The sequence below is a fragment of the Anabaena sp. UHCC 0187 genome (assembly GCF_009712035.1).
Lineage (GTDB): Bacteria > Cyanobacteriota > Cyanobacteriia > Cyanobacteriales > Nostocaceae > Dolichospermum.
Map to the genome: position 1 here is coordinate 148,351 of NZ_VILB01000001.1, position 21,287 is coordinate 169,637.

Here is a 21,287-nt window from a genome sequence, read left to right on the forward strand (position 1 = left end):
ATAATATCATCCATGTAACGTAAACATTAAATGCCCATTATTATTTGTCCGGGAATCCATGCACCAGAATTAACTAAAAGCTTTATCCAAGGGTGCTTAAATCAAGCTATTGAAAAGCCCATAGATATACTTATTTTTCCCGAACAGGGTTATTTAACTTTATCAACATTTCATATTTTACATTTTTTGCACAATCGCCTCAGTAATAAGCTAGAATCGCCTGTTATATTCATTTGCTTTAGTGCTGGTGTCATTGGCGGTATAGGTGCGGCTACAGCGTGGCAACTTTTGGGAGGTCATGTGCAGGCCTTTATTGCTATTGACGGTTGGGGAGTCCCTTTAGGGGGCAACTTTCCCATTCATCGTTTAAGTCATGATCATTACACCCATTGGACTTCAGCTTACCTCGGTATGGGCGAAAATAACTTTTACGCCGATCCAGCAGTTGACCATTTATCAATGTGGAGTTCCCCCCAATCTGTCCAAGGACAGTGGACAAATCCCTCCGTTGGCTTCTCTCCACCCAAAAACTACCTGAGTGCATCTGAATTTCTCAATTTCCTCTTAGAACGTTATAACAAGAAATAGTGATTATTTATTCCCCATTCCCAAGTATCTGATGTTTCCTACTGAACCTACTACTGTTAATAATGGTTTTGCTGCACTGCTGAAAAACCGGGGTTTTATGCTCCTATGGATTGGTCAACTGATTTCCCAATTGGCAGATAAAGTATTCTTTGTCTTAATGATTGCCTTACTCAAACTCTACTTGCCTGTTAATAACTCCGGGGACGACGGACGCTTTTATTTGTATATGGCATTTACTGTTCCAGCCATGTTGTTTGGTTCTGCCGGTGGTGTCATTGTTGACCGTGTGCCAAAAAAACTGATTATGGTAGGTTCAGATCTGGTTCGTGGGGTGTTAATGCTGTTAATCCCCTTCCTCCCACGGGAATTTGCAATTCTATTATTTTTCACCTTTTCTATCTCCACCGTGACCCAGTTTTTTGCCCCGGCAGAACAGGCTTCAATTCCGCTGTTGGTGAAAAGAGAAGGTTTAATGGCTGCCAATGCCTTATTTAGCAGTACAATGATGGCAGCATTAATTATTGGGAATGCGGTGGCTACTCCCATGTTGAATTGGTTTGAAAGCTTCAACAAAGGCTTTGGCAAAGAATTGGTAGTCGGCTGCTTATACATACTGTCTGCGGTGATTATGATGCCGATTCAGTTTCGAGAACACAGACACATTAACGAAGAAACAGCCGCAATTAATCCCTGGGCTGAATTTCTGTTAGGACTGCGCTATCTTAAACAAAATCGGCTGGTATGGAATGCCATGCTGCAAATTGTCACTTTATACTGCGTATTTGCTGCCCTGATAGAATTAGCCATTGGTATGGCAGCAAAGTTACACTTAGCGCCCGAAGAGTTTAGCTCTTTCGTGGCTTCCGCTGGGGTAGGGATGGTGATAGGTGCAGCTATTTTGGGGAATTTTGGTCATAGATTATACAATAAACCCTTGCCTTTAATTGGGTTTATGATTATGGCGTTGTCGTTAGGGTTATTTACTTTTATTGATAACCAACCCCTAGCATTAGGACTTTGTATTTTCTTGGGTGTGGGTGCAGCTTTTGTCAATGTGCCAATGCAAACTTTAATTCAGCAACAAACTCCACCAGAAATGCACGGTAAGGTATTTGGCTTTCAAAATCATGCAGTCAATATTGCTCTGACTGCACCTCTATTAATTACCACCAAGCTAGTTAATGCCTTTGGTTTATCAGCGGTGTTGTTAGGAATGAGTGTAGTTGTTGGGGCTGTCGGTGTCTGGGCTTGGCAAAATACTCGCAAGGTATTGCAAGATGTGATCTAAAAATTGTACAATCATATATCTATTCTCAATGTTGATAAATACGGTTTTCTCTGCAATTGTGAGAATTTTTAAATTAAAATGAAGTTTTAAACACAAAATCTAAGCGTTAATTTTAGCTATACTTTGAGGTTAACCGTGCTTTCGTCTTCTCAAATCAGTCTCCCAAAATCTGAAAATAACCAGCAATCTCCTATATCTAATTCATCAGTTACCGCACCCCAACGGGCATCTGGCGGTTTTGCACTGATAGATAGTCTCATCCGTCATGGCGTTGAACATATTTTTGGTTATCCCGGTGGCGCAATTCTGCCGATTTATGATGACCTCTATAAAATAGAAGCCGGGGGTAATGTTAAGCATATCTTAGTTAGACACGAACAAGGTGCATCCCACGCCGCTGACGGTTACGCCCGTGCTACTGGTAAAGTGGGAATATGCTTTGGTACTTCTGGACCTGGGGCAACTAACTTAGTTACAGGTATTGCTACAGCTTACATGGATTCTATTCCCATGATTGTAGTCACGGGACAAGTACCTAGAGCTTCTATTGGTACAGATGCTTTCCAGGAAACAGATATTTACGGGATTACCTTACCCATTGTTAAGCATTCTTATGTAGTCCGTGATGCCAAAGATATGGCGCGGATTGTCGCTGAAGCTTTTCACATTGCCAGCACTGGTAGACCGGGACCCGTTTTAATTGATGTTCCCAAGGATGTGGCTTTGGAGGAATTTGATTATGTGCCTGTTGCACCTGGTTCAATTAAGTTACCGGGCTATCGTCCTACGGTGAAGGGAAATCCCCGCCAAATTAATGCGGCTATTCAATTAATTCGAGAAAGTCGCCGCCCATTGTTGTATGTTGGGGGAGGAGCGATCGCTGCTAATGCCCACGAAGAAATTAAACAACTGGCAGAATTATTTAATCTCCCCGTCACTACCACCTTAATGGGGATCGGTGCATTTGACGAACATCATCCCCTGTCATTGGGAATGTTGGGAATGCACGGTACTGCTTACGCCAACTTTGCCGTGACAGATTGCGATTTATTAATTTGCGTTGGGGCGAGATTTGATGACCGGGTTACAGGTAAATTAGACGAATTTGCCTCTTTAGCCAAAGTCATTCACATTGATATTGACCCCGCAGAAGTCGGTAAAAACCGCGTTCCCGAAGTCCCCATTGTTGGTGATGTTAAAAACGTCTTAAAAGACTTGTTAGTGCGATGTAAAAACGCAAATACTCAAGCCACACCCAACCAAACCCAAGAATGGTTAAACTTAATTAACCGTTGGCGGCAAGATTATCCTTTAATTGTCCCCCATCACGCCGATAGCATTTCTCCCCAAGAGGTAATTGTCGAAGTTGGTAGTCAAGCACCCCAAGCATTTTACACCACCGATGTTGGTCAACATCAAATGTGGGCGGCTCAATTCCTCAAAAATGGTCCAAGACGCTGGATTTCGAGTGCCGGTTTAGGAACAATGGGTTTTGGTGTCCCTGCGGCTATGGGTGTAAAGGTAGCATTCCCGGATGAAGAAGTGATCTGTATTAGCGGTGATGCCAGTTTCCAAATGTGTTTGCAGGAATTGGGAACACTAGCACAATATGGCATTAATGTCAAGACTTTGATCTTAAATAATGGTTGGCAGGGAATGGTGCGACAGTGGCAAGAAGCCTTCTATGGCCAGCGTTATTCATCTTCTAACATGGAAGTCGGAATGCCTGATATTGAGCTTCTAGCCCAGGCTTATGGCATCAAGGGGATGGTAATTACTAAACGGGAAGAATTGGCGGATAAAATTGCCGAAATGCTGGCACACAATGGACCCGTGATTGTCAATGTTCACGTTACCAGAGATGAAAATTGCTATCCCATGGTAGCCCCTGGTAAGAATAACTCGCAAATGGTTGGTTTGCCTAAGCCAACACCAAGAACCGCTGTGGAATCAATTTCTTGCAGCAATTGTGGAACTCAAAACCAAGCTAATCATAATTTCTGTTCTGAGTGTGGAACAAAGTTGTAATTAGATGTTGTAGGGGTTTAGCATTGCGCTTTACCCTTATACAAAATGGTAATTTATGATTTTAAGCCACATTAATTAATTAAGTTGCTAGTTATCTACTTGAGGCTAGTAATTGGTGATAAAATCTATATTTTAATCCTGTTCATCCTTTAATCCTGGATATCCTGATTCAGACAATAGAGTTTTTGGTTCTGCTAGGAAAGCTACCAAATATTGTCATCTGTCTAGTTTTTATAGGTTTTCTATAAATTCTTCAGGAGTAATTTGTGCTTGTTTAAGAATACCGCTTAATGTACCAACTTTTAATTCTGGATGTAGTGGAACAACACAACCAACTTCACCATTAATTGTTTGTTTTTTCATGATTACATGACTACCAGTTTGTCTAATTTGATAAAATCCCAGACGTTCTAAAGTCCGAATTGCTTCTTTACTAGAAATTCGTGGTAATTTAGGCATAAGTAACCTCTATGCTAGTCACATATCTAGGAGAGGTTTCAGGTAAAGGAAATTCTTCTAAATAAAGTCGTGTTGCTTCTTTTAAACCTGTTATTGCTTGTTCTATTGTTTCTCCTTGATCTACTGTACCAACTTCTGGACATTCAGCTATATACATATCATCTTCTTTGTAAACAATCACTGTAAAACTGTGAGTTTTCATAGGTCTTGTTATTGAGGCTTACATCTAGGTTTATTTTAACATTAAAGTAGGGGTTTAGCATTGCTAAAGCCTTACAGAATATCAATCATATTCAATAATGTAATTGCTTGATTTTTCACGAATAGCAGACAATAAATAACGTAAAACACGATTGATTGCTTCTGATGTTTGAAAAACTTTAGCAACATCAGGATCAAGAATTACAGTAATTTTATTTTCTGAGGTAATAGCAAAACGATTAGGACGAGCTTTAGTATAATCAAAATTATACTCTGATAATAAATCATTGTTCATAAATCTTTTCTCTGTCTAAATATTCTTCTTTGATATCGAGTTTAAATGTAGGAAAATGATACTTACATTTTTTGATGGGAATGATGACAATTTCCACTTCATCACCATTGTGTAAGGTATCGGGTAAACTGTCTTGGAGAATAATTGTTTGATTTTGGATATATCCTTTCATATTTTTGAATAAACTGATAAAGGACTTTTTTGTTGTACTCTAATATAACATAAAAATAAGGATTTAGCATTGCTAAACCCCTACAGATGAAAATGCTTTAGATGCAACTTTTAAACTAGCAAGACGGGAAGGTTTAGCTGCTGATGATGCTGCTTATTTAGAGTTAGCTTTGCGGTTAATTTTACCATTAGCAATTCTTGATTATCGGTTAGCAGATTGGGTAATTTGTTTGTTGTGGTGTTTGTTTGGTTGTTTTTGATTAGGGTTGGTTAATGTCTGGGTAGAGAATAGAAGGTAAAATTAGGAATGAGAATATAGGTTATAATTTATTCAATAATTCCTGTACTCTTTGATATTTCTGTATATTACCTTGCTGTTGAAATAGTTGTTTTGCCGTTTCTAAATCTTTAATTGCTTGTTCTTTATTACCTTGTAAGAAATAAGCAACTCCGCGATTATTATAAGCATCTGCATATTGAGGATTAATGGCAATAGCTTGGGTATAATCAGCAAGAGCTAACTCTGTCTTTCTTTGTTTATTATAAGCCACCCCGCGATTATAATAAGCATTTGCATTTTGAGGATCAATGGCAATAGCTTGAATATAATCGACAATAGCTAACTCTATCTTCCCTTGGTTTTCATAAGCAACTGCTCTCATAGTGTAAGCATTTGCATTTTGAGGATTAATAGCAATAGCTTGATTGAAATCGGGAATAGCTAATTCTATCTTTCCTGCCTGTATGTAAGCAACTCCACGATTTGTATACGCATCTGTAAATTTAGGATTAATAGCAATAGCTTGATTGAAATCGGAAATAGCTAATTCGGTCTTTCCTTGTTTACCATAAACAATCCCGCGATTATTAAAAGCATCTGCAAGTTGAGGATTGATGACAATAGCTTGCGTATAATCGGCAATTTCCAAGTCTATCTTTCCTTGTTTACCATAATTAAGTCCACGATTAGAGTAAGCAATTGCAAATTGAGGATTAATAGTAATGGCTTGTGTATAATCGGCAATAGCTTCATCATATAGTTTTAATTCACCAAATAATTCTCCACGCACTGCATAAAGTAGAAAATCATCTTTATTTTCTTTCTTGGCTTCCAAAATTCCTTGGTTTAGTGATTCTAAAGCATTGTTATATTGCTTATAATCACGAAAAATAAAACTTTTTAACAAATAGGAACGATAAAAATTTTGTTGTTTACTAATTGCAGTATTTATAGAATTTAAAGCTAAATTATATTTTTTATGTTCATAGAAAATTCGAGCAAAATTGTAATGAGACTGCCAAGAGTTTGGATCTTTAATAACTGCATTTCCGAGTGCTTTGATTGCTTTATTTGTATCATGAACTCGCCACAATTTAATACTATAATTCAACCAATCCTTACCCGTACTATTTACAAGATCAGGAACATAAGAAGTAGGTGATGATGCTAACATAAAAGAATTAACATCTACTGATAATCTGACATCTGCTGATAGTGATTCATTCCTAGCAATATCTAATTTAGATTGAGGTAATTGCCATAAATTTTCTTTTTGATAAAACAAAAAACTCTGGATAGATAAACCTAAACTAAAGCCTAAAATATCCGTTTCCGAATAATTATGAATACCAACTAATTGCCCTTTTGTATCCCAAATACCTCCTCCACTCATTCCCGGATAACCTTCATTCGTATATGCTAATTCATACCCTCTCGGTTTTGCCCAAAAATCTCTTCCATCTTCATCTTGCATAGTTCCCGCACTAAACAAAGAAGGATGATTTTGTTCTTCTCCCTTCCATCCATAGAGAAAAACATATTGTTGTATGAATTTAAGAGAATTCCCGAATTTATCTATTGATGTTTTATCAGAGAGTTTATAATCCCCCAAAGTAGCAACTTGATAAACCTGAGAACTACGAAACTGTAAAACAGCCATATCAAGTCCATTTCTGGTGCGAATAGTCTGATTATCCACCTTATATACTTGTTTATCAGGTGCAACAACTTGATACTCCTGTTTATCTTCTACCACATGACCGGCAGTTAACACATAATAAATATCATTATCCTTAGCAATAATTACCCCGCTACCAATACCACCAGTAGCTTGTTTAATCTGCACCGAAGACTGTTTAGCAATATCTAAAACCTTAGCCGGAATACCGCCAATTTTCCTAATTACCCTCTCAGGAAACAAAGCTAAATCAGGTGTAGCTTCATCAACTAAATTAACCGCAATACCCCAACTATAATTACCCCATTCCTTTAATGTTTTCTCATCAGGTTGTTCACCTTGTAAATAGCGAAAATCAGTTTGTAAAACCGGGTTAGCAAGTTTACTATTTATCCCCACCAAATAACCTTTTTCATTAATAATTGCTCCTCCACTCATCCCCTGTTGAATATCATTATTATAAGCTATTTGCTGTCCTTTAATTAAAGGTTGATTTAAAAATAATTTCGCTGTACCTTTGGTAGTTTGCAAATTACCTTTAACATATCCTCCAGCAAAAACCTTTTCTCCTGGTTTAATATTCTCTTCCCCTAAACCAGCAACTAAATAAGTGGTTTCACTGCTAAAAGTCAACTTAGCTAAATCATATAAATCATCTTTTTTATTATCTTGTCTATCTACCTTAGAAAATTCAACGGGATAAATTTGATTATCTGGAGTGACAACTTTCACAGATTTAGCATTTTCTATCACATGATAATTAGTGAGAACAGTATAAAAACCGTTTTGTTTTTTAATAATAGTTCCTGAAGCTGCTTCTTTATCATCAACTAGGACTTTAACTGTAATTTCTTTTAAGACATTCTTTAATTCTGATTCTGATAATGTCCCTGGTTTGCGTGCGAATAGGGAAGAACTACAACCAGTGATAATAATCGGAGAAGCGGGAAATAGGAGGATGAAGAATAATAATAAATGGGATAATTTGTATAATTTCATAGATGATACTCCTGGTATTTGATGATTTTACCTCTCTCCAAACAAGGAGAGAGGCTTTGAATTTTCCTGTTCCCTCTCCTCTTAGGAGAGGGTTAGGGAGAGGTTCTTTTTTATTGATTAGGTTGATTTTGTTGCAACCAATTTTCTAAATCTGTCAACACAGAAAAATCTAACAAATCTTCAGCTAATGTTTCTATTTGTTCTCTAGATAACTGTTCAATTTTTGGTAATAACTCTTGAGGAACTGTACCAAAACGACGGTTTAATTGTCGTGTCACGAGCAACACAGCTTCTTTTTTTGATGCTTCTTCTTTCCATTCTCTAATTGCTCTAGGTTCTTCTGTAATTGGTCCTAATAACATGGCTTCTACTTCCTCTCTACTTAATTTGTTGAATTTGTAAGTCATTATTTTCGTAACTAAATCTATTATCGCTTGTTTTTCTAGGTTTTCTACCTCCGTATTTTGGGCTTTTTTTAGTAAAGTTTTAGCGGCTTCTCTGGCTTTATTTTCAGGAGTATTGGTTAGTAACATTAACCCTATTCCTAAAGATTGGTTTTCTAAATCTCCTAATTCATCAAGATATATTCTCTTGACTTTGTAACTATCTATTAATACATCATGAATGAGGTAATTAGATGGTTCTAAACTACGTGATGGAAAAATGATGACTCCAAACCAATTGTCATACCTAATTTTATGACGATAGAGAAAAGTCATGATTTCAGTGAAGAACCGATGATACAAATCTTTATCTTCTTGAAATTGCACTTCAGCAAAAAATGCTATTTTTGGATTAGCATGATCTGGAGGTAAAAATACTCCATCAATTCTAAATGCTGTTTCTTTGACTTCGATAGAATCAAATTGATAGTCTGCTGCTTCTGGTGGTTTTTGATCTACCAGTTCAAAGATTAAACCGGGAAATTGTTTAAATAGCTGATAAAAAAGGGTGTCTCGACGCATGGTGAATTTTATTTATCCTCAAATACTTTGAATATATCAACAGTACAAGTTAAATTACCACCAGTTTGTTTTGGTGCTGCACAGGAAGAAGCTTCATATTCTTTAGAAGCATCACCATTTAACACCGCAGTAAAAGCTTTTAATTCTTTATTACTATCATCTGATTCTAATAACGTTAAAATCAAAGTATGACAATCTTTCCCTGTTGTGGTACATAAAGACTTAAATCTTTTATTAGGATCATTTTCAGCTTCAGAATAACCCCAAGTTAAATCTTTCAAAGTTCCATTATTATAAGCAGTTTGTAATTTTGGTGTTACTTCGTCACATCTCCGTTGAGGAGGAAAACCTGCTTTTACAAAATTGGTGCGTTTCCACTCTATTAAATCTCGCGTTTTGTCTTGGTATTTAACTTTAGTAACAGATTCTCCATTACCTTCTGTTTCACAGGAGAAAACAACCTCTTCAGATTTTTGACACGCTGTTAATGTGAGATTTAAAATGAGCAGAGTCGGGAATAATAGCCACTGATAACTTTTCATAATTGGGATTGTGTTGATACTGGATTATTGTCTGAATCAGGATGTCCAGGATTAAAGGATATATAGGATGAATATGGGGATTTTATCATCAATTACCTATCTGTCACCCAAGCTTTAATTACATAATTACCACTTGCTGCTTTTGATGATGTAATTTTAAATTGATAAATACCCGGTTCTATCATAATAGAAGCGGTGAAATCATTATCTTTTGTTCCTACATTGGGTACAGGATTAAAGTATTTATCATCTGGTTTGAAAATGCTAAGTTGTGGCTGAAAATCATTGCTGATTATTTGCACTGTTAAATATTGTTTTTTATCAGTTTTAAAGGTATAAACATCATAATTTTTATCACTGGATAACTCTTTTTGATCTGATGATGTTAATTGTCCTGATTTGGCTTTACCATCTGTTATTAGTTGATCATTAGATTTGGATAATATGGATATGACAGCTACAACTACACCAATAATAATGATAATTCCTGAAATTGTGCCAAGAATTAATTTCCAGGGAATTTGAGGTGCTGGAGGTACTGGAGGTGGTGGAGTTTGTTGATTTTCTGTTAATGCTTGTAAGGCTTCTTTGGCATTTTGAAAGCGTTTTTGATAATCATAACAAATCATTTTATTTAATACAGCAGCTAATTCTGAACTAACATTTGCTTTTGTTTGCCAAGTTTGAGCTAATGTCAGGTTATGAGAAGGATTTTCCCCAGTAATAGCAAAAACCCCAATCATACCAATAGAATAAATATCACTGGCAAAAGATACTATTTTTGATGTAATTTCCGGTGCAATATATCCTTCTGTCCCTCCAAGAATTGAACCTACTTTTATTCCTGGAACAGTTACCTCTTTCGCTAAACCGAAATCAATAACTACTAATTGATTATCTTCACTTCTGCGAATAATATTATCTGGCTTAATATCTCTATGAATCACCGAATAACCAGGATTAGTTTGAATATATTCAAAAACTTCCAAAATCTCAATTAACAAATCTATAGTTTTTTGTTCTGATAATTTTTGACCTTGTTTAACTTCTGCACTTAAAGAATGTCCTTGAATATATTCTTGCACATAAAACTCTTCTCCACCTTCCTCAAATCGTTCATAAATTCTGGGAATTTGTGCATATTTTTCACCGAGTTTAGCTAATGCTTGAGTTTCTATTCTGAACAGTCTTAAATATTCTTGCCAATATTGATTTAATATCTCTTCCTGTTCTAAATTAGGTAAATTTTGAATATTTAATGTAGGTGCAGTAGGTTTTTTAAGTTGTTTTAAAATCAGAATTGGCTGATCTGGATGATTATTATCTCTGACTTTATAAGTAATGCCAAAACCACTATTTTTGGATAAAAGATCGGTAATTGTATAACGTTCTCTCAGCAAAGTGCCTATTCGCAAGATATTATTCATAAATTATCTAAATTTAATTGTTGGCAGGGAACTCGCAAATGGTTGGTTTACCTAAGCCAACACCAAGAACCGCTGTGGAATCAATTTCTTGCAGCAATTGTGGAACTCAAAACCAAGCTACTCATAATTTCTGTTCTGACTGTGGAACAAAATTGTAGTTAGATTTTGTAAGGGTTTAGCATGATGCTTTACCCTTATAACTTTGCGAAAGTCGCTACAATTCTATAAACTAGAAGTTAAACCTATGCGGAAAGTAAACCCTGGGCTATAGATACGATTAACCCGCTCATATTGTTCACCTAAAATATTTTCCAAGTAAAAAGTTAGCCCCAAATTTTTGTTGACAGGAATCCGCCCACTAAAATCTAAATTAAAGAAAGACGGCGCGAAATCTGTACTGCGTTCTCCCGGTATATTTCTACTAAACACAGAACGACGAGAACCACTATTATAAGTAGCATATAAATTAGCTTGCCACCCATGCTTTTGATATCCAATACCAGTTTGTAACAAAGAGTAGGGAATTAATCCTAACTGTAATCCTTTTTCAGTTCCTGTTTTGATTTGGGCATCTGTATAAGTGTAGTTGAGAAAAGTTGACCATTCACGAGCAATTTTGAATTGTAAAGCTGCCTCTAAACCATTGGTATCTACTAAACCAATATTTTCCCATTTGCCATTAATAATTCCCAAGCGATTATCTAAACTATTACCAAAATAAGTGAATTGTCCTAATAGATTTTCCGACAATCTCACATCTATTCCCGCAGTCCAAGTTGAACCTGTTTCTGGTTTTAAATCGGGGTTAGGATTCCAATTATGAACCGTGTCAAAAACATATAATTGATCTAATCCAGGATTACGTTGCGCCCCCGCCCAACTTCCACGAAATGCAACTGCTGGATTAACTGCATAACGTAAGCCGACGCTGGGATTAAAATAACTCCCAAATTGGCTATCAAAGTTTTGTCTTACCCCTAAATCAGCTTGCAAAGCATCGCTAATTTTCCAAGTATTAACAGCAAATAAAGCTGTATTAAAGACGCTTCTATCTTCTTTTTCATTTTTAGGAATTAGGGCAGGATTTGTACTCAAAACATCGCCCATTAAATCGGTATTTTTTAAATCTAACCCCCAGCGCAATTGATTATTAGGGGTAATTTTCCATTCATGATCTATCCTAGCTTTAAATTGTTGTGTATCTAAAACTCCGGTTCGGTAAAATGTCGCTCCCGTTGGTCCATAGGTGCTAAAATAATCTCGATTGTAACCCAATGTGGTTGTTAAATTGGAATTTTCTCCCTTACCAAGTCGAGTTTTCCAAGATAAGCCAATATTCAAGCCATCATGATCTAATCGGTCTTTTTGGAGAGGGAACCCGAAATAAATTAAACCCCGACGGCTACTGAGTGCAGTCACATCCAAATTCACAGAGTTTTTGGGATCTAAATCTATGCCGACACTACCAAAATAAGTGCTTGTAGCTGTATCTGCATTAGATAAATATCCTTGAGAATCACGATTTGCCGCACCAACAGGAACACGATAACGGTTATCTACAAAGAACCGTTCAAAGCTAAAGTTGTATTTAACTTTATTTGTTGCACCACCATAAGTTACCTGTTGATTATTTAAATTTAATGAGCCAAATTCTGCACTAGCATTTAATTTGGGTTTACCATAACCTTCTTTTGTAATGATATTGACAACTCCTCCAAAGGCTGAAGAACCATATAAGGAAGCAGCGGTACCGCTATATAATTCAACTCTTTCTATAGCCTCTATAGGAATACTATTTAAATCAGTTCCTCCATGATATGTACTGATATTACTATTAATTGGTCTGCCATTAATCAGAAATACAGACTGATTAATTGAAGCTCCTCGATAGTATGTACCTGTGTGAATATCTGCACCATGTCCAACATCATTGATAGCAAAACCGGGCATTCTTTTCAAAATATCAGCAACGCTGGTTGCACCCTGTTTTTGAATTTCTTCTTTTTCAATTACATAAGTGGGAGTGGATTCAGGGAGAACGTCTTTTTCGCCAATGGTTTCTATGGAAATATCTGCATCATTTGTAGGAGTTAAATCTAGTTCTAACCTAGGTTCTGGCTTAACTTCATTTGCTGCTGGTTGTTGAGTTAATAATCTAGCATTTGTGGCGGGTAATTCAATTTCACTTAAATTAGGAATATTTGAATTTACTACATTTTTATCTTCATTGTCAGCAGCAACGACAGGAAATACTACCAGCAAACTTAGTAAAGAAACTGGCAGGAAACAATAACTCTTATTCATCTTTCTGAACCCACACCCTGTAAAAACAATTACTTATTGGAATTTTCTCTATGAATAGGAATTGTGTCAAAAGACAAGCTGTCATAGTTAAATTAATCACAGCTTAGATACCGGATTTCTTAAAGAAGTTCGGTATCTTATTTATCTGAATCACTACTAGACTCAGTAGGTAATGTAGTTACAGGTTCTGGTGCTGGATGTGCTTCTGCTGGTGGTGACTCAGAGGACTTTTGACGACGACGGAGAATTTCTTCTAAGCGTCTCCGACTTTTTTGAATTCTTTCGGCTCTACCTTCATCAACTTGATTATTTGTATCAGATTTGACTGGCTGAGGTGAACGACGACGAGGTTTAGATTCTTCTGTTTCCTTTGGTTGCTCAGGTTCTACACGCTGACGACGTGGTGAAACTGGTTTACTTTCAGAAGGTGGAGATTCTTGTCTATATCTAGTGGTATTTTCGGGGATAACATCAGTAATAATAGAAGTTTTTTTCCGTTGAGGTGATTCTATGGGGGTGGAAGTAGAATCTGCTTTTTCAGGTTTGTTTTGTGGGGCTTCTCTTTCTTTTTTGATTTGCCGTTCTTGAAGTTTGCGGTGACGCTGTGATCCTTTGATAGCAAAGTTAACGGAGGCTCTTACCCCTTCTCTTCCTGCTTCTGTGGGTGTTAATTTCCACTCTTGAGCAGCTTTTTGAGCCGCTTCATCTAGTTCACTATCACCACTGGAACGGATTAACCGAACTCTCGTAACATTACCTCTATTGTCAGTATCAATAGCAACTTCTGGATTTCCTTCTGCACCCCGTCGTCTGGCTCTATCTGGGTACTTAATTTGACACTGGAGACAATCCGCACGATTCAATTTAGAACTATTTTCTATAGTCGGTTTGGGTGCGGTAGCTATTGGTGTATTTTCTGGTTTTGGTTTATTCCCAGTTTCATTCCCAACACCCGTACCTGTACCGTTTCCAACACCCGTACCTGTACCGTTTCCAATTTCATTATCAGCACCATTACCTGTACCTAAACTATTTCTCAAGTGATCGCCTAAATTGCCTAAAATATTTTTATTCTGCGGTAACTGTGTGGAAGCGGTGGAGTTGCTAGGGATATTGTTGGAACTAGCATTAGGTTGAGTTTCTGACTTTAATGGTGTGATTTTTGTGGGTTTTGTCTGCACTTGGGGTTGAGTAGACGCTAGGGTATTTGCGTTTTCATCTAATTTTTGTATTGGTTTGGTTTGTACTGGGGGTGGTGTTGTCGCAGGTTCAGGAGTTGTATTTTCTATTGGGTTAGTTTGTACTGGAGTTGTTTTTTTTGCAGGTTCAGAAATTGTTAGTATTTGGGATTGTTTACTAATCAGGTTATGAGTGATTTTTGCATGAGGCTGTTTGGCTATAGGTGCGACAGATGACTTTATTCTCCTGGGTGCTATTTCTGTGGGTATGGAAATTTCCCCACCGTTATTTCCACCACCACCAGAATTTATCTTTGGTAGGGATTTTATCTCTACTTGTGGTTGAACTACTTCCTGGGGCATGGTTTCCAGAATTGTCACTTCAATAGGTTTTTCTGTAATTTCAGGTACTCTGAAGAAAAACCTGTTAATAGCTAAAGCTAGTACCCCCATATGTAAGGCTACTGAACCAATGAAACTAAAGAATAGAAAAGTCTTTAATGCTTCAGCTTCTTTTTCGCGCTGTTCTATAGTGACACCAGACAAACCCATATTTTTTACTAGTTATGATAATGATTTCCTTGATTAGAATACAGCAAAATCTGAAATCAGGACTATCTTTTATTTTGTAAACTTATCTTTTGAGGAGGAAATAATTTATTTTTTGTCTTCCCTAAATGGGGACTTTCTAAAAATATCAAAATATTAAATAATTCCTTTGCCATTTTTCTGTAGGTTGGATTGAGCGGGACAAACAGCCCCGCACATTGTTAAGCCATCAAATTAGATGTAAACTTACTTTTTCCAGTCTTTATCAGCTTGTTCTAGTACATAAGCAGCTACGTCTTCAGCCTGAGCTAGTTTTAAACGACCTTGAAAAGCAGGCATAGCATTTTTACCATTAGTAACTTGGGCAATAATAGCTTCTGCTGAGTACATACCGTATTTTTCCAAATCTGCTTTTTTCAGGCTTTTGGCAGCATTAACTAAATTTCTACCGCCAGCATGACATGAAGCGCAATTAGCACTAAATATTTTAGCTCCACTGGCTGCGTCTGCGGCCAAAGCGGGACTACTGAAGGCAAAGGTGAAGATAGCTACGCTTAACAGTAATACTGAGATAATTCTTTTCATCTGGTGTTCTCTCTACAACAATTGTGGAAACTGTGCAAATATCCTTTCTAATTCTGATTTGATCTGGTAGGATTAGTCAAACGACAGGCTGTAAAACTTGGCTTGAATACTCAATTATTCAAGGTCAATTGATTGTGATACAAAGGATCGAGGAAAAATATAAAATTAATATGATCCAATCTTGTGGCATGGGCATACTATGGCTAACGCCACGCTATGCTATCGACAAGCTCAGTACAAGTCCTGCCTGTCCTTGTATTATTGTTCAATAATAATATTAGCTAAAACACACAGATAATATTTTTTGTCAAGCGGTAAGTCCTGGTTAATCGTGAACACAAGTAAGGTTGTAAATTGATACTGTGTACGTAAATTATTATATAAATCTAAAGACGATTGTAATAAGCAAGCTATTAATGTTTAAAGCTAATTCTTAATAAATATTTAGAAAATATTTAGAAAATAATGCAACAAGAAAGAACAAATATATGGTATAAATTTCTATGTATATTTACTCACATGGTGAAATGACAAATTTTACAAAAGTGAACGTCTGGGAAGAAGAAATTCAACAAAATATTGCTAATAATTTCTCCGAATCATCTTTAACATTTCTCTCTCACCAGTTTAAGCGTGATGGGTTTCTTAAAGTTCCTCAAATCATGCCTCTCCAGATCCGTCAAGAAATGAAACAAGAGGCTCTAAGATTGTTAGAATTGCACTCTGAACGACGTGATTTAAAACTAGCAACAACGGGAAATACTCCCAGAAATATGAGTGTAGTAACCAGCGAAAACATTGCTGAAAGCAGTGAATTTGTTAATACTATCTATAGATCCGAAGCACTGAAAAATATACTAGAAAAATTGGCTGGTGAACCTTTCTTAGCTTGTCCATCAAAAGATGAAGAATTTTTGATTACCAGACATGAAAAAAGCGGAGATACCCACGGTTGGCACTGGGGAGATTATCGTTATGCGCTAATTTGGATTTTAGAAACTCCACCTATCGAACATGGTGGAATGTTGCAATGTGTTCCTCATACCAGTTGGGATAAAACTAATCCAAGAATTCATGAGTATCTGTGTGAGAATCCTATCAGCACCTATGGTTTTGTTACTAGTGACATTTACTTGTTGAAGTCAGATACAACTCTTCATCGAACAGTTCCCTTAAATCGTGATTCTACACGCATTATGCTCAATATGACTTGGGGATGTCTTGATGATCAGAAAAGAAATCTCAATGAGAATGATCGTTGGTGGGCAGAGAAAGAAGTAGTAGCTGGTAATTACAGCTAAATTTTAGCTGTGTCAGCATGAGATTTGATATTTTTTAAACATCACCTGTCAAAATGTTAGAAAATTGCCAAAAAGCAATGCAAACATCTTCTCAAAAATGTAATCTATCTGTGTAGGAGAACCGAAAATGACAGCTTTACAAGTACAAGAATTTGAGAAAATCCAAGATCCAAATGTTCGTCAACGCTTAGATGTTGATGGCCCAGAGATCAAAGACTATTTGAACGGGAAGATGGAGTATATTCTCAATCACCGCGCAGTCCAACATCCTCTGCTCAATTACTATCGCAAAAACGCATTTACTAAAGAACAAGAAAAGAAATTCTACCTGGAAACTTGGTATTACTTTAAAAACGAACCTTTCTATATTACGAGTATGGCAGTAAATACTCGTGATTATAAAGTATTGAAGGAAATTATCCTCAATGTTTATGATGAAGTGGCTGGAAAAGTAACCCATGAAACTTTGTTTCGTGAACAACTGAATGCTATGGGGATTACTGATGAAGAAATTGCTAATCATCAATGTTTGCCTAGCACTACAGCTATTAATAAAGGTGCAGAAAAACTTTATTGTGAACCCCCAATTGAAAGAAACTTAGGGGCGTTCTATGCTGATGAAACTATGTCAGCAGTATTGTCAACTCAATTCAATGATGCCTTGCTGAATCAAGGATATGACAAGAACGTGAGAAAGCATTGGATAATGCACGTAAATGTAGAAATTAGCCATAGCAATAATGCTTTTAATGCGATCGCACCCTATTTGGTTAATCAAGAGGGACGAGACTTATTTGAAGAAGGCATCAATACATATCTACAACTATTGGAAACCTATTGGGACGGCGTTGATGCCATTGTCAGAGGATAAAAAACTAGTACCGCACGGCGTAAATAAACCAACCATTCTTAATCGCCAAAAAGCTTGCTGAATATTACTTTTGACTTTTGACTTTTGACTTCCGCCTTGCGATACTAGTACCGCAGTGTGGAATTGATAATTAAAAATTAAGAAAGCAGATTCTACAAGCTTTTGGTGAAATTTTTAATAGTTGGTTAACGAAGGAAATAAATTTTTTAAACTAATGCAGGAGAGATAATTTTGGAAAAATTAATTTTTGCTTACATCACCTGATTCAGCAATGTAAATACCCAATAAAACAACGAAAAAAGCGATCCAATTCACGAAACTTAAATATTCTTGAAAAACTATCCATGCCAGAATAGCTGCCATAATTGGTTGTAGTAACATGAATAGAGAAACAAAGCCAGAAGAAAATTGTTTTAGTTGATAGATAAAAATAACAGAAGCAATAACTTGACAGAGAATACTTAAAGAAAATATGTTTAACCAACCTAATAGTGAAGTTGGGAAAACTTGATTTTCAAATATGAGAACAAAAGGTAACAAGAGGAGACTTGAAAGGACACAATACCATAGTGAAATAGTCAACGAAGAAAATTGAGATCGGAGTTTTTCTATAGTTAAAAAATAACCTGCATAAACCACAGCAGATAATAAAGCCCAAGCATCACCTATCAGGTGATTATGAGAAACGTGTAAATCTTGAATTCCAATGGATATTGCTCCACCTACAGCAACAATCATGCCAATGATAAATCTTCGATCAAACTTTTGACCTAAGAATAACCAGCCACCAAGCACAGCAAAAACTGATGGCAAGTTATGAAGAAGATTAGAATTAGCAACGGTAGTTTGAGTTAAAGATAAAGCCCAAGTAACTAAACATATTTCTCCCAACATTACCCCAATTAGGAATATAGCTAAAGTGCTAAAAGTAATTGGTTCTGAATCTTTAGACAATGATGAATTACTATATTGACTTTCCCAGATTATAACTATTCCTTGCCAAAATAGGAATATTACGGCAGCTATTAATTCCCGATTAAAAACCGTAGCATTAGGACCTAGTTCGTCTTCACTCAATCTTGTAAATATAGGATCTAAGGATACGAGTAATACTGCTATCAATAACAAAACTAAATCCAAAATTCCTGGCTTTAATGCTACTTTATCTACTGGCTTCTCAACAACATTAGTCATTATAAAAATTGTATATCTTGATTTCGTGTTTCATAATACCATAATATATGTGAGCAATTCACTTGCATAGCTTCCAGAAATTATACATTGTTCTTAACTTGACATAGATATGGCATTTAATCCGCAATCAACCGCACCAACAACACCCGTTGTCAATTCATTTAACGAATGGGATCTTTTAGAAGAAGTAATTGTTGGCCGATTGGATGGTGCAGTTATACCACCTTGGCATATTACAGTTAAAGCAACAATGCCACAGCGTTATTGGGATGTGTTCCGTACCTATGGTGGTAAATTATTTCCAGAAGAGTTAATTAAAGCTGGAGAAAAAGAACTAGAAGAACTTACCCACATTTTAGAAGCAGAAGGTGTCAAAGTTCGCCGTCCCGACGCGGTAAATTATACTGTTCCTTATGGAACTCCAGACTGGCAAAGTCCTAGTGGTCTTTACGGAGCAATGCCCAGAGATGTGATGATCGTCATTGGGGATAAACTAATTGAAGCTCCCATGCCTTGGCGGTCTAGATATTTTGAAATTAATGCCTATCGTTCACTCATCAAAGAGTATTTTCATGCTGGCGCACAATGGCTTCCCGCACCTAAGCCTGAACTACGCGATGAACTATATAACTATCAATATGAAGAAGCAGACAAAGATGCACTATTTAACTCTTCACTAACTGAATTTGAACCAGTATTTGACGCGGCTGAATTTAGTAGATGTGGTAGAGATATCTTTGTTCAACAAAGTCAAGTAACCAATCAATTTGGGATAGAATGGATGCGGAGATGTTTAGGAGATGAGTACAGAATTCATGAACTCAAATTCAAAGATCAATCTGCCATGCACATTGATGCCACCTTTGTTCCTCTCGCTCCTGGTAAGCTTTTAATCCATCCTTACAAACTTGATAAACTTCCCGATATGTTCCAAAGTTGGGATGTAATCCAAGTTAAAGAATTCGCTCTTCCTGACGATCATCCCCTGTATATGAGTAGTAAGGGAGTAGGGATGAATGTTTTATCAATTGATGAAAATAGAGTGATCGTGGAAAGGCAAGATGAACCCATGATTAAACTATTAAAAAATTGGGGATTTACACCAATTCCTTGTAATTTCCGGAACTTTAATACCTTTGGTGGTTCTTTCCATTGTGCAACTTTAGATATTAGAAGAAAAGGCACACTGCAATCTTATTTTTAGGATTTAAAAAAGCAGGTTTTTCCCCCCTAAGTAATGTAGGGTGGGCAATGCCCACCAATATTTCAAAAATCAAATATTAGTGCTATCAAGTCATAGGAACAGCAAAAAATGGAACAGGAGTTATTAATTCGTAGGGGTGAATTGCAGGATTTAGATATTTTAGTTGAGTTTAATCAAGCTTTAATATATGAAACAGAAAAGAAACAACTCCCCGTCAATGTTATAACTGGGGGTGTAGAAACATTATTAAAAACGCCGAGTTTGGGATTTTATTTATTAGCTGAAAAGAATCATCAGGTTGTTGGTTCATTAATGATCACCACGGAATGGAGCGACTGGCGTAATGGTTTATATTGGTGGATACAAAGTGTATATGTTCACCAAGATTTTCGTCGGCAAGGAATTTTTAGAACCCTTTATAAATTTGTGAAACAACAGGCAGAAAATCCAGGAAATGGGCTGAAAGTCTGCGGATTTAGACTTTATGTTGAGCGTGAAAATACAGTCGCTCAAAAGACTTATCAAGCTCTAGGAATGAAGGAAAGCTATTATCATATTTATGAAGAATTAAAGTAAAGATTAAAGAAAGATTAAAGATCCCCGACTTCTTAGAGAAATCGGGGATCTGATTGATTATTATCAATTATTTGCCAACTTAATTAAATTCTCTTGATTAAGACGACAAATACGCCAATCTTCTATCATCTCTGCTCCCATGCGATAATAAAATTCTTGGGCTGATACATTCCAATCTAAAACATTCCATTCTAAACGTCCACAATCCCTTTCTACAGCTATTTGAGCTACCTTAATTAAAAGTGCTTTGCCAATACCTTGCTGACGATATTCTGGGATAATATAGATATCTTCTAAATAAATTCCAGGCTTGGTCAAATAGCTAGAATAATTATGGAAGAACATGGCAAAACCTACTGCCTGTCCACCAATTTCTGCTAATATTGCCTCTATATATTTTGGTGAGCCAAATAAATGCTGGTGGAGTTTTTCAACGTCGCCAGTCACAGTATGAGATAATTTTTCGTATTCTGCCAATCCCTGAACCAATTCAAATAATACAGCAGAATCACTAGGTTCAACAGCACGGATAATTAAATTAGTATTAGCAGTCATCAGTTATTAATCTATAGTCCACAGTCCATAGTTTATACCGCAGTGGATG

At 36.4% G+C, this 21,287-nt stretch carries 21 protein-coding genes; 8 read left to right on the forward strand and 13 right to left on the reverse strand.

All coding sequences use genetic code 11. From position 1 onward, the window contains the following. Positions 1 to 30 precede the first annotated feature (30 nt). The 3 genes from FJR11_RS00755 (at position 31) to ilvB (ending at position 3,904) form a co-directional block, all read left to right on the forward strand. Entirely contained in the window at positions 31 to 588 is a 558-nt protein-coding gene (locus FJR11_RS00755; RefSeq protein WP_168501819.1) for a hypothetical protein, read from the forward strand. A 31-nt stretch (positions 589 to 619) separates the two neighbouring features. Beyond that, on the forward strand, positions 620 to 1,876 hold the full coding sequence (locus tag FJR11_RS00760) for an MFS transporter (protein WP_168501820.1): 1,257 nt from the start codon (positions 620 to 622) through the stop codon (positions 1,874 to 1,876). Between the two features lie 135 nt (positions 1,877 to 2,011). Then, a complete protein-coding gene (gene ilvB, locus FJR11_RS00765; RefSeq protein ID WP_168501821.1) occupies positions 2,012 to 3,904 on the forward strand; it encodes a biosynthetic-type acetolactate synthase large subunit in 1,893 nt (630 codons plus the stop codon). Positions 3,905 to 4,135: 231 nt separating this feature from the next. On the opposite strand, the gene FJR11_RS00770 is transcribed toward ilvB, so the two are convergent. The 8 genes from FJR11_RS00770 to FJR11_RS00805 form a co-directional block, all read right to left on the reverse strand. Then, complete coding sequence (locus FJR11_RS00770) at positions 4,136 to 4,363, reverse strand: type II toxin-antitoxin system HicA family toxin (protein ID WP_168501822.1); 228 nt, start codon at positions 4,361 to 4,363, stop codon at positions 4,136 to 4,138. Further along, on the reverse strand, positions 4,356 to 4,565 hold the full coding sequence (locus FJR11_RS00775; RefSeq protein WP_168501823.1) for a type II toxin-antitoxin system HicB family antitoxin: 210 nt from the start codon (positions 4,563 to 4,565) through the stop codon (positions 4,356 to 4,358). Before FJR11_RS00775 ends, FJR11_RS00770 begins: the two co-directional genes overlap by 8 nt. Positions 4,566 to 4,646: 81 nt before the next feature. After that, positions 4,647 to 4,859 (reverse strand): hypothetical protein, encoded by a 213-nt coding sequence (locus FJR11_RS00780; RefSeq protein ID WP_168501824.1) that lies wholly within the window; start codon positions 4,857 to 4,859, stop codon positions 4,647 to 4,649. Next, complete coding sequence (locus FJR11_RS00785) at positions 4,849 to 5,031, reverse strand: hypothetical protein (protein ID WP_168501825.1); 183 nt, start codon at positions 5,029 to 5,031, stop codon at positions 4,849 to 4,851. Before FJR11_RS00785 ends, FJR11_RS00780 begins: the two co-directional genes overlap by 11 nt. A gap of 319 nt (positions 5,032 to 5,350) precedes the next feature. Next, positions 5,351 to 7,987 carry a serine protease gene (locus FJR11_RS00790; protein ID WP_168501826.1) on the reverse strand — a complete coding sequence of 879 codons (2,637 nt, stop codon included), beginning with the start codon at positions 7,985 to 7,987 and terminating at the stop codon, positions 5,351 to 5,353. Between the two features lie 110 nt (positions 7,988 to 8,097). After that, positions 8,098 to 8,952, reverse strand: coding sequence for a DUF2887 domain-containing protein (locus FJR11_RS00795; RefSeq protein ID WP_168501827.1), 855 nt, complete (start codon positions 8,950 to 8,952; stop codon positions 8,098 to 8,100). An 8-nt stretch (positions 8,953 to 8,960) separates the two neighbouring features. Further along, positions 8,961 to 9,494: a COP23 domain-containing protein gene (locus FJR11_RS00800; protein ID WP_168501828.1), complete on the reverse strand. Its 534-nt coding sequence runs from the start codon at positions 9,492 to 9,494 to the stop codon at positions 8,961 to 8,963. A gap of 92 nt (positions 9,495 to 9,586) precedes the next feature. Next, positions 9,587 to 10,921: a serine/threonine-protein kinase gene (locus tag FJR11_RS00805; RefSeq protein ID WP_168501829.1), complete on the reverse strand. Its 1,335-nt coding sequence runs from the start codon at positions 10,919 to 10,921 to the stop codon at positions 9,587 to 9,589. Positions 10,922 to 10,959: 38 nt separating this feature from the next. Between FJR11_RS00805 and FJR11_RS23835 the strand changes: the two genes are divergently transcribed. Beyond that, positions 10,960 to 11,079 carry a zinc-ribbon domain-containing protein gene (locus FJR11_RS23835; protein WP_168501830.1) on the forward strand — a complete coding sequence of 40 codons (120 nt, stop codon included), beginning with the start codon at positions 10,960 to 10,962 and terminating at the stop codon, positions 11,077 to 11,079. A gap of 64 nt (positions 11,080 to 11,143) precedes the next feature. Here FJR11_RS23835 and FJR11_RS00815 read toward each other — a convergent pair whose 3' ends face one another. The 3 genes from FJR11_RS00815 to petJ form a co-directional block, all read right to left on the reverse strand. Further along, positions 11,144 to 13,225, reverse strand: a complete 2,082-nt coding sequence (locus FJR11_RS00815; protein ID WP_168501831.1) for a TonB-dependent siderophore receptor — start codon at positions 13,223 to 13,225, stop codon at positions 11,144 to 11,146. Between the two features lie 137 nt (positions 13,226 to 13,362). Next, positions 13,363 to 14,955, reverse strand: a complete 1,593-nt coding sequence (locus tag FJR11_RS00820) for an energy transducer TonB (protein ID WP_168501832.1) — start codon at positions 14,953 to 14,955, stop codon at positions 13,363 to 13,365. Between the two features lie 243 nt (positions 14,956 to 15,198). Beyond that, positions 15,199 to 15,537, reverse strand: coding sequence for a cytochrome c6 PetJ (gene petJ, locus FJR11_RS00825; protein WP_168501833.1), 339 nt, complete (start codon positions 15,535 to 15,537; stop codon positions 15,199 to 15,201). A gap of 527 nt (positions 15,538 to 16,064) precedes the next feature. Between petJ and FJR11_RS00830 the strand changes: the two genes are divergently transcribed. Next, positions 16,065 to 16,838, forward strand: coding sequence for an ArpA protein (locus FJR11_RS00830; protein ID WP_168499896.1), 774 nt, complete (start codon positions 16,065 to 16,067; stop codon positions 16,836 to 16,838). A gap of 127 nt (positions 16,839 to 16,965) precedes the next feature. Further along, positions 16,966 to 17,709, forward strand: a complete 744-nt coding sequence (locus FJR11_RS00835) for an iron-containing redox enzyme family protein (protein ID WP_168499898.1) — start codon at positions 16,966 to 16,968, stop codon at positions 17,707 to 17,709. 240 nt (positions 17,710 to 17,949) lie between these two features. Here FJR11_RS00835 and FJR11_RS00840 read toward each other — a convergent pair whose 3' ends face one another. Then, positions 17,950 to 18,903 (reverse strand): DMT family transporter, encoded by a 954-nt coding sequence (locus tag FJR11_RS00840; RefSeq protein ID WP_168499900.1) that lies wholly within the window; start codon positions 18,901 to 18,903, stop codon positions 17,950 to 17,952. 109 nt (positions 18,904 to 19,012) lie between these two features. Here FJR11_RS00840 and FJR11_RS00845 point away from each other — a divergent pair, with 109 nt between their 5' ends. Beyond that, positions 19,013 to 20,107, forward strand: a complete 1,095-nt coding sequence (locus FJR11_RS00845) for an amidinotransferase (RefSeq protein WP_168499902.1) — start codon at positions 19,013 to 19,015, stop codon at positions 20,105 to 20,107. A 108-nt stretch (positions 20,108 to 20,215) separates the two neighbouring features. After that, complete coding sequence (locus FJR11_RS00850) at positions 20,216 to 20,683, forward strand: GNAT family N-acetyltransferase (protein WP_168499904.1); 468 nt, start codon at positions 20,216 to 20,218, stop codon at positions 20,681 to 20,683. Between the two features lie 63 nt (positions 20,684 to 20,746). On the opposite strand, the gene FJR11_RS00855 is transcribed toward FJR11_RS00850, so the two are convergent. Next, a complete protein-coding gene (locus FJR11_RS00855; RefSeq protein ID WP_168499906.1) occupies positions 20,747 to 21,238 on the reverse strand; it encodes a GNAT family N-acetyltransferase in 492 nt (163 codons plus the stop codon). Between the last annotated feature and the right edge of the window lie 49 nt (positions 21,239 to 21,287).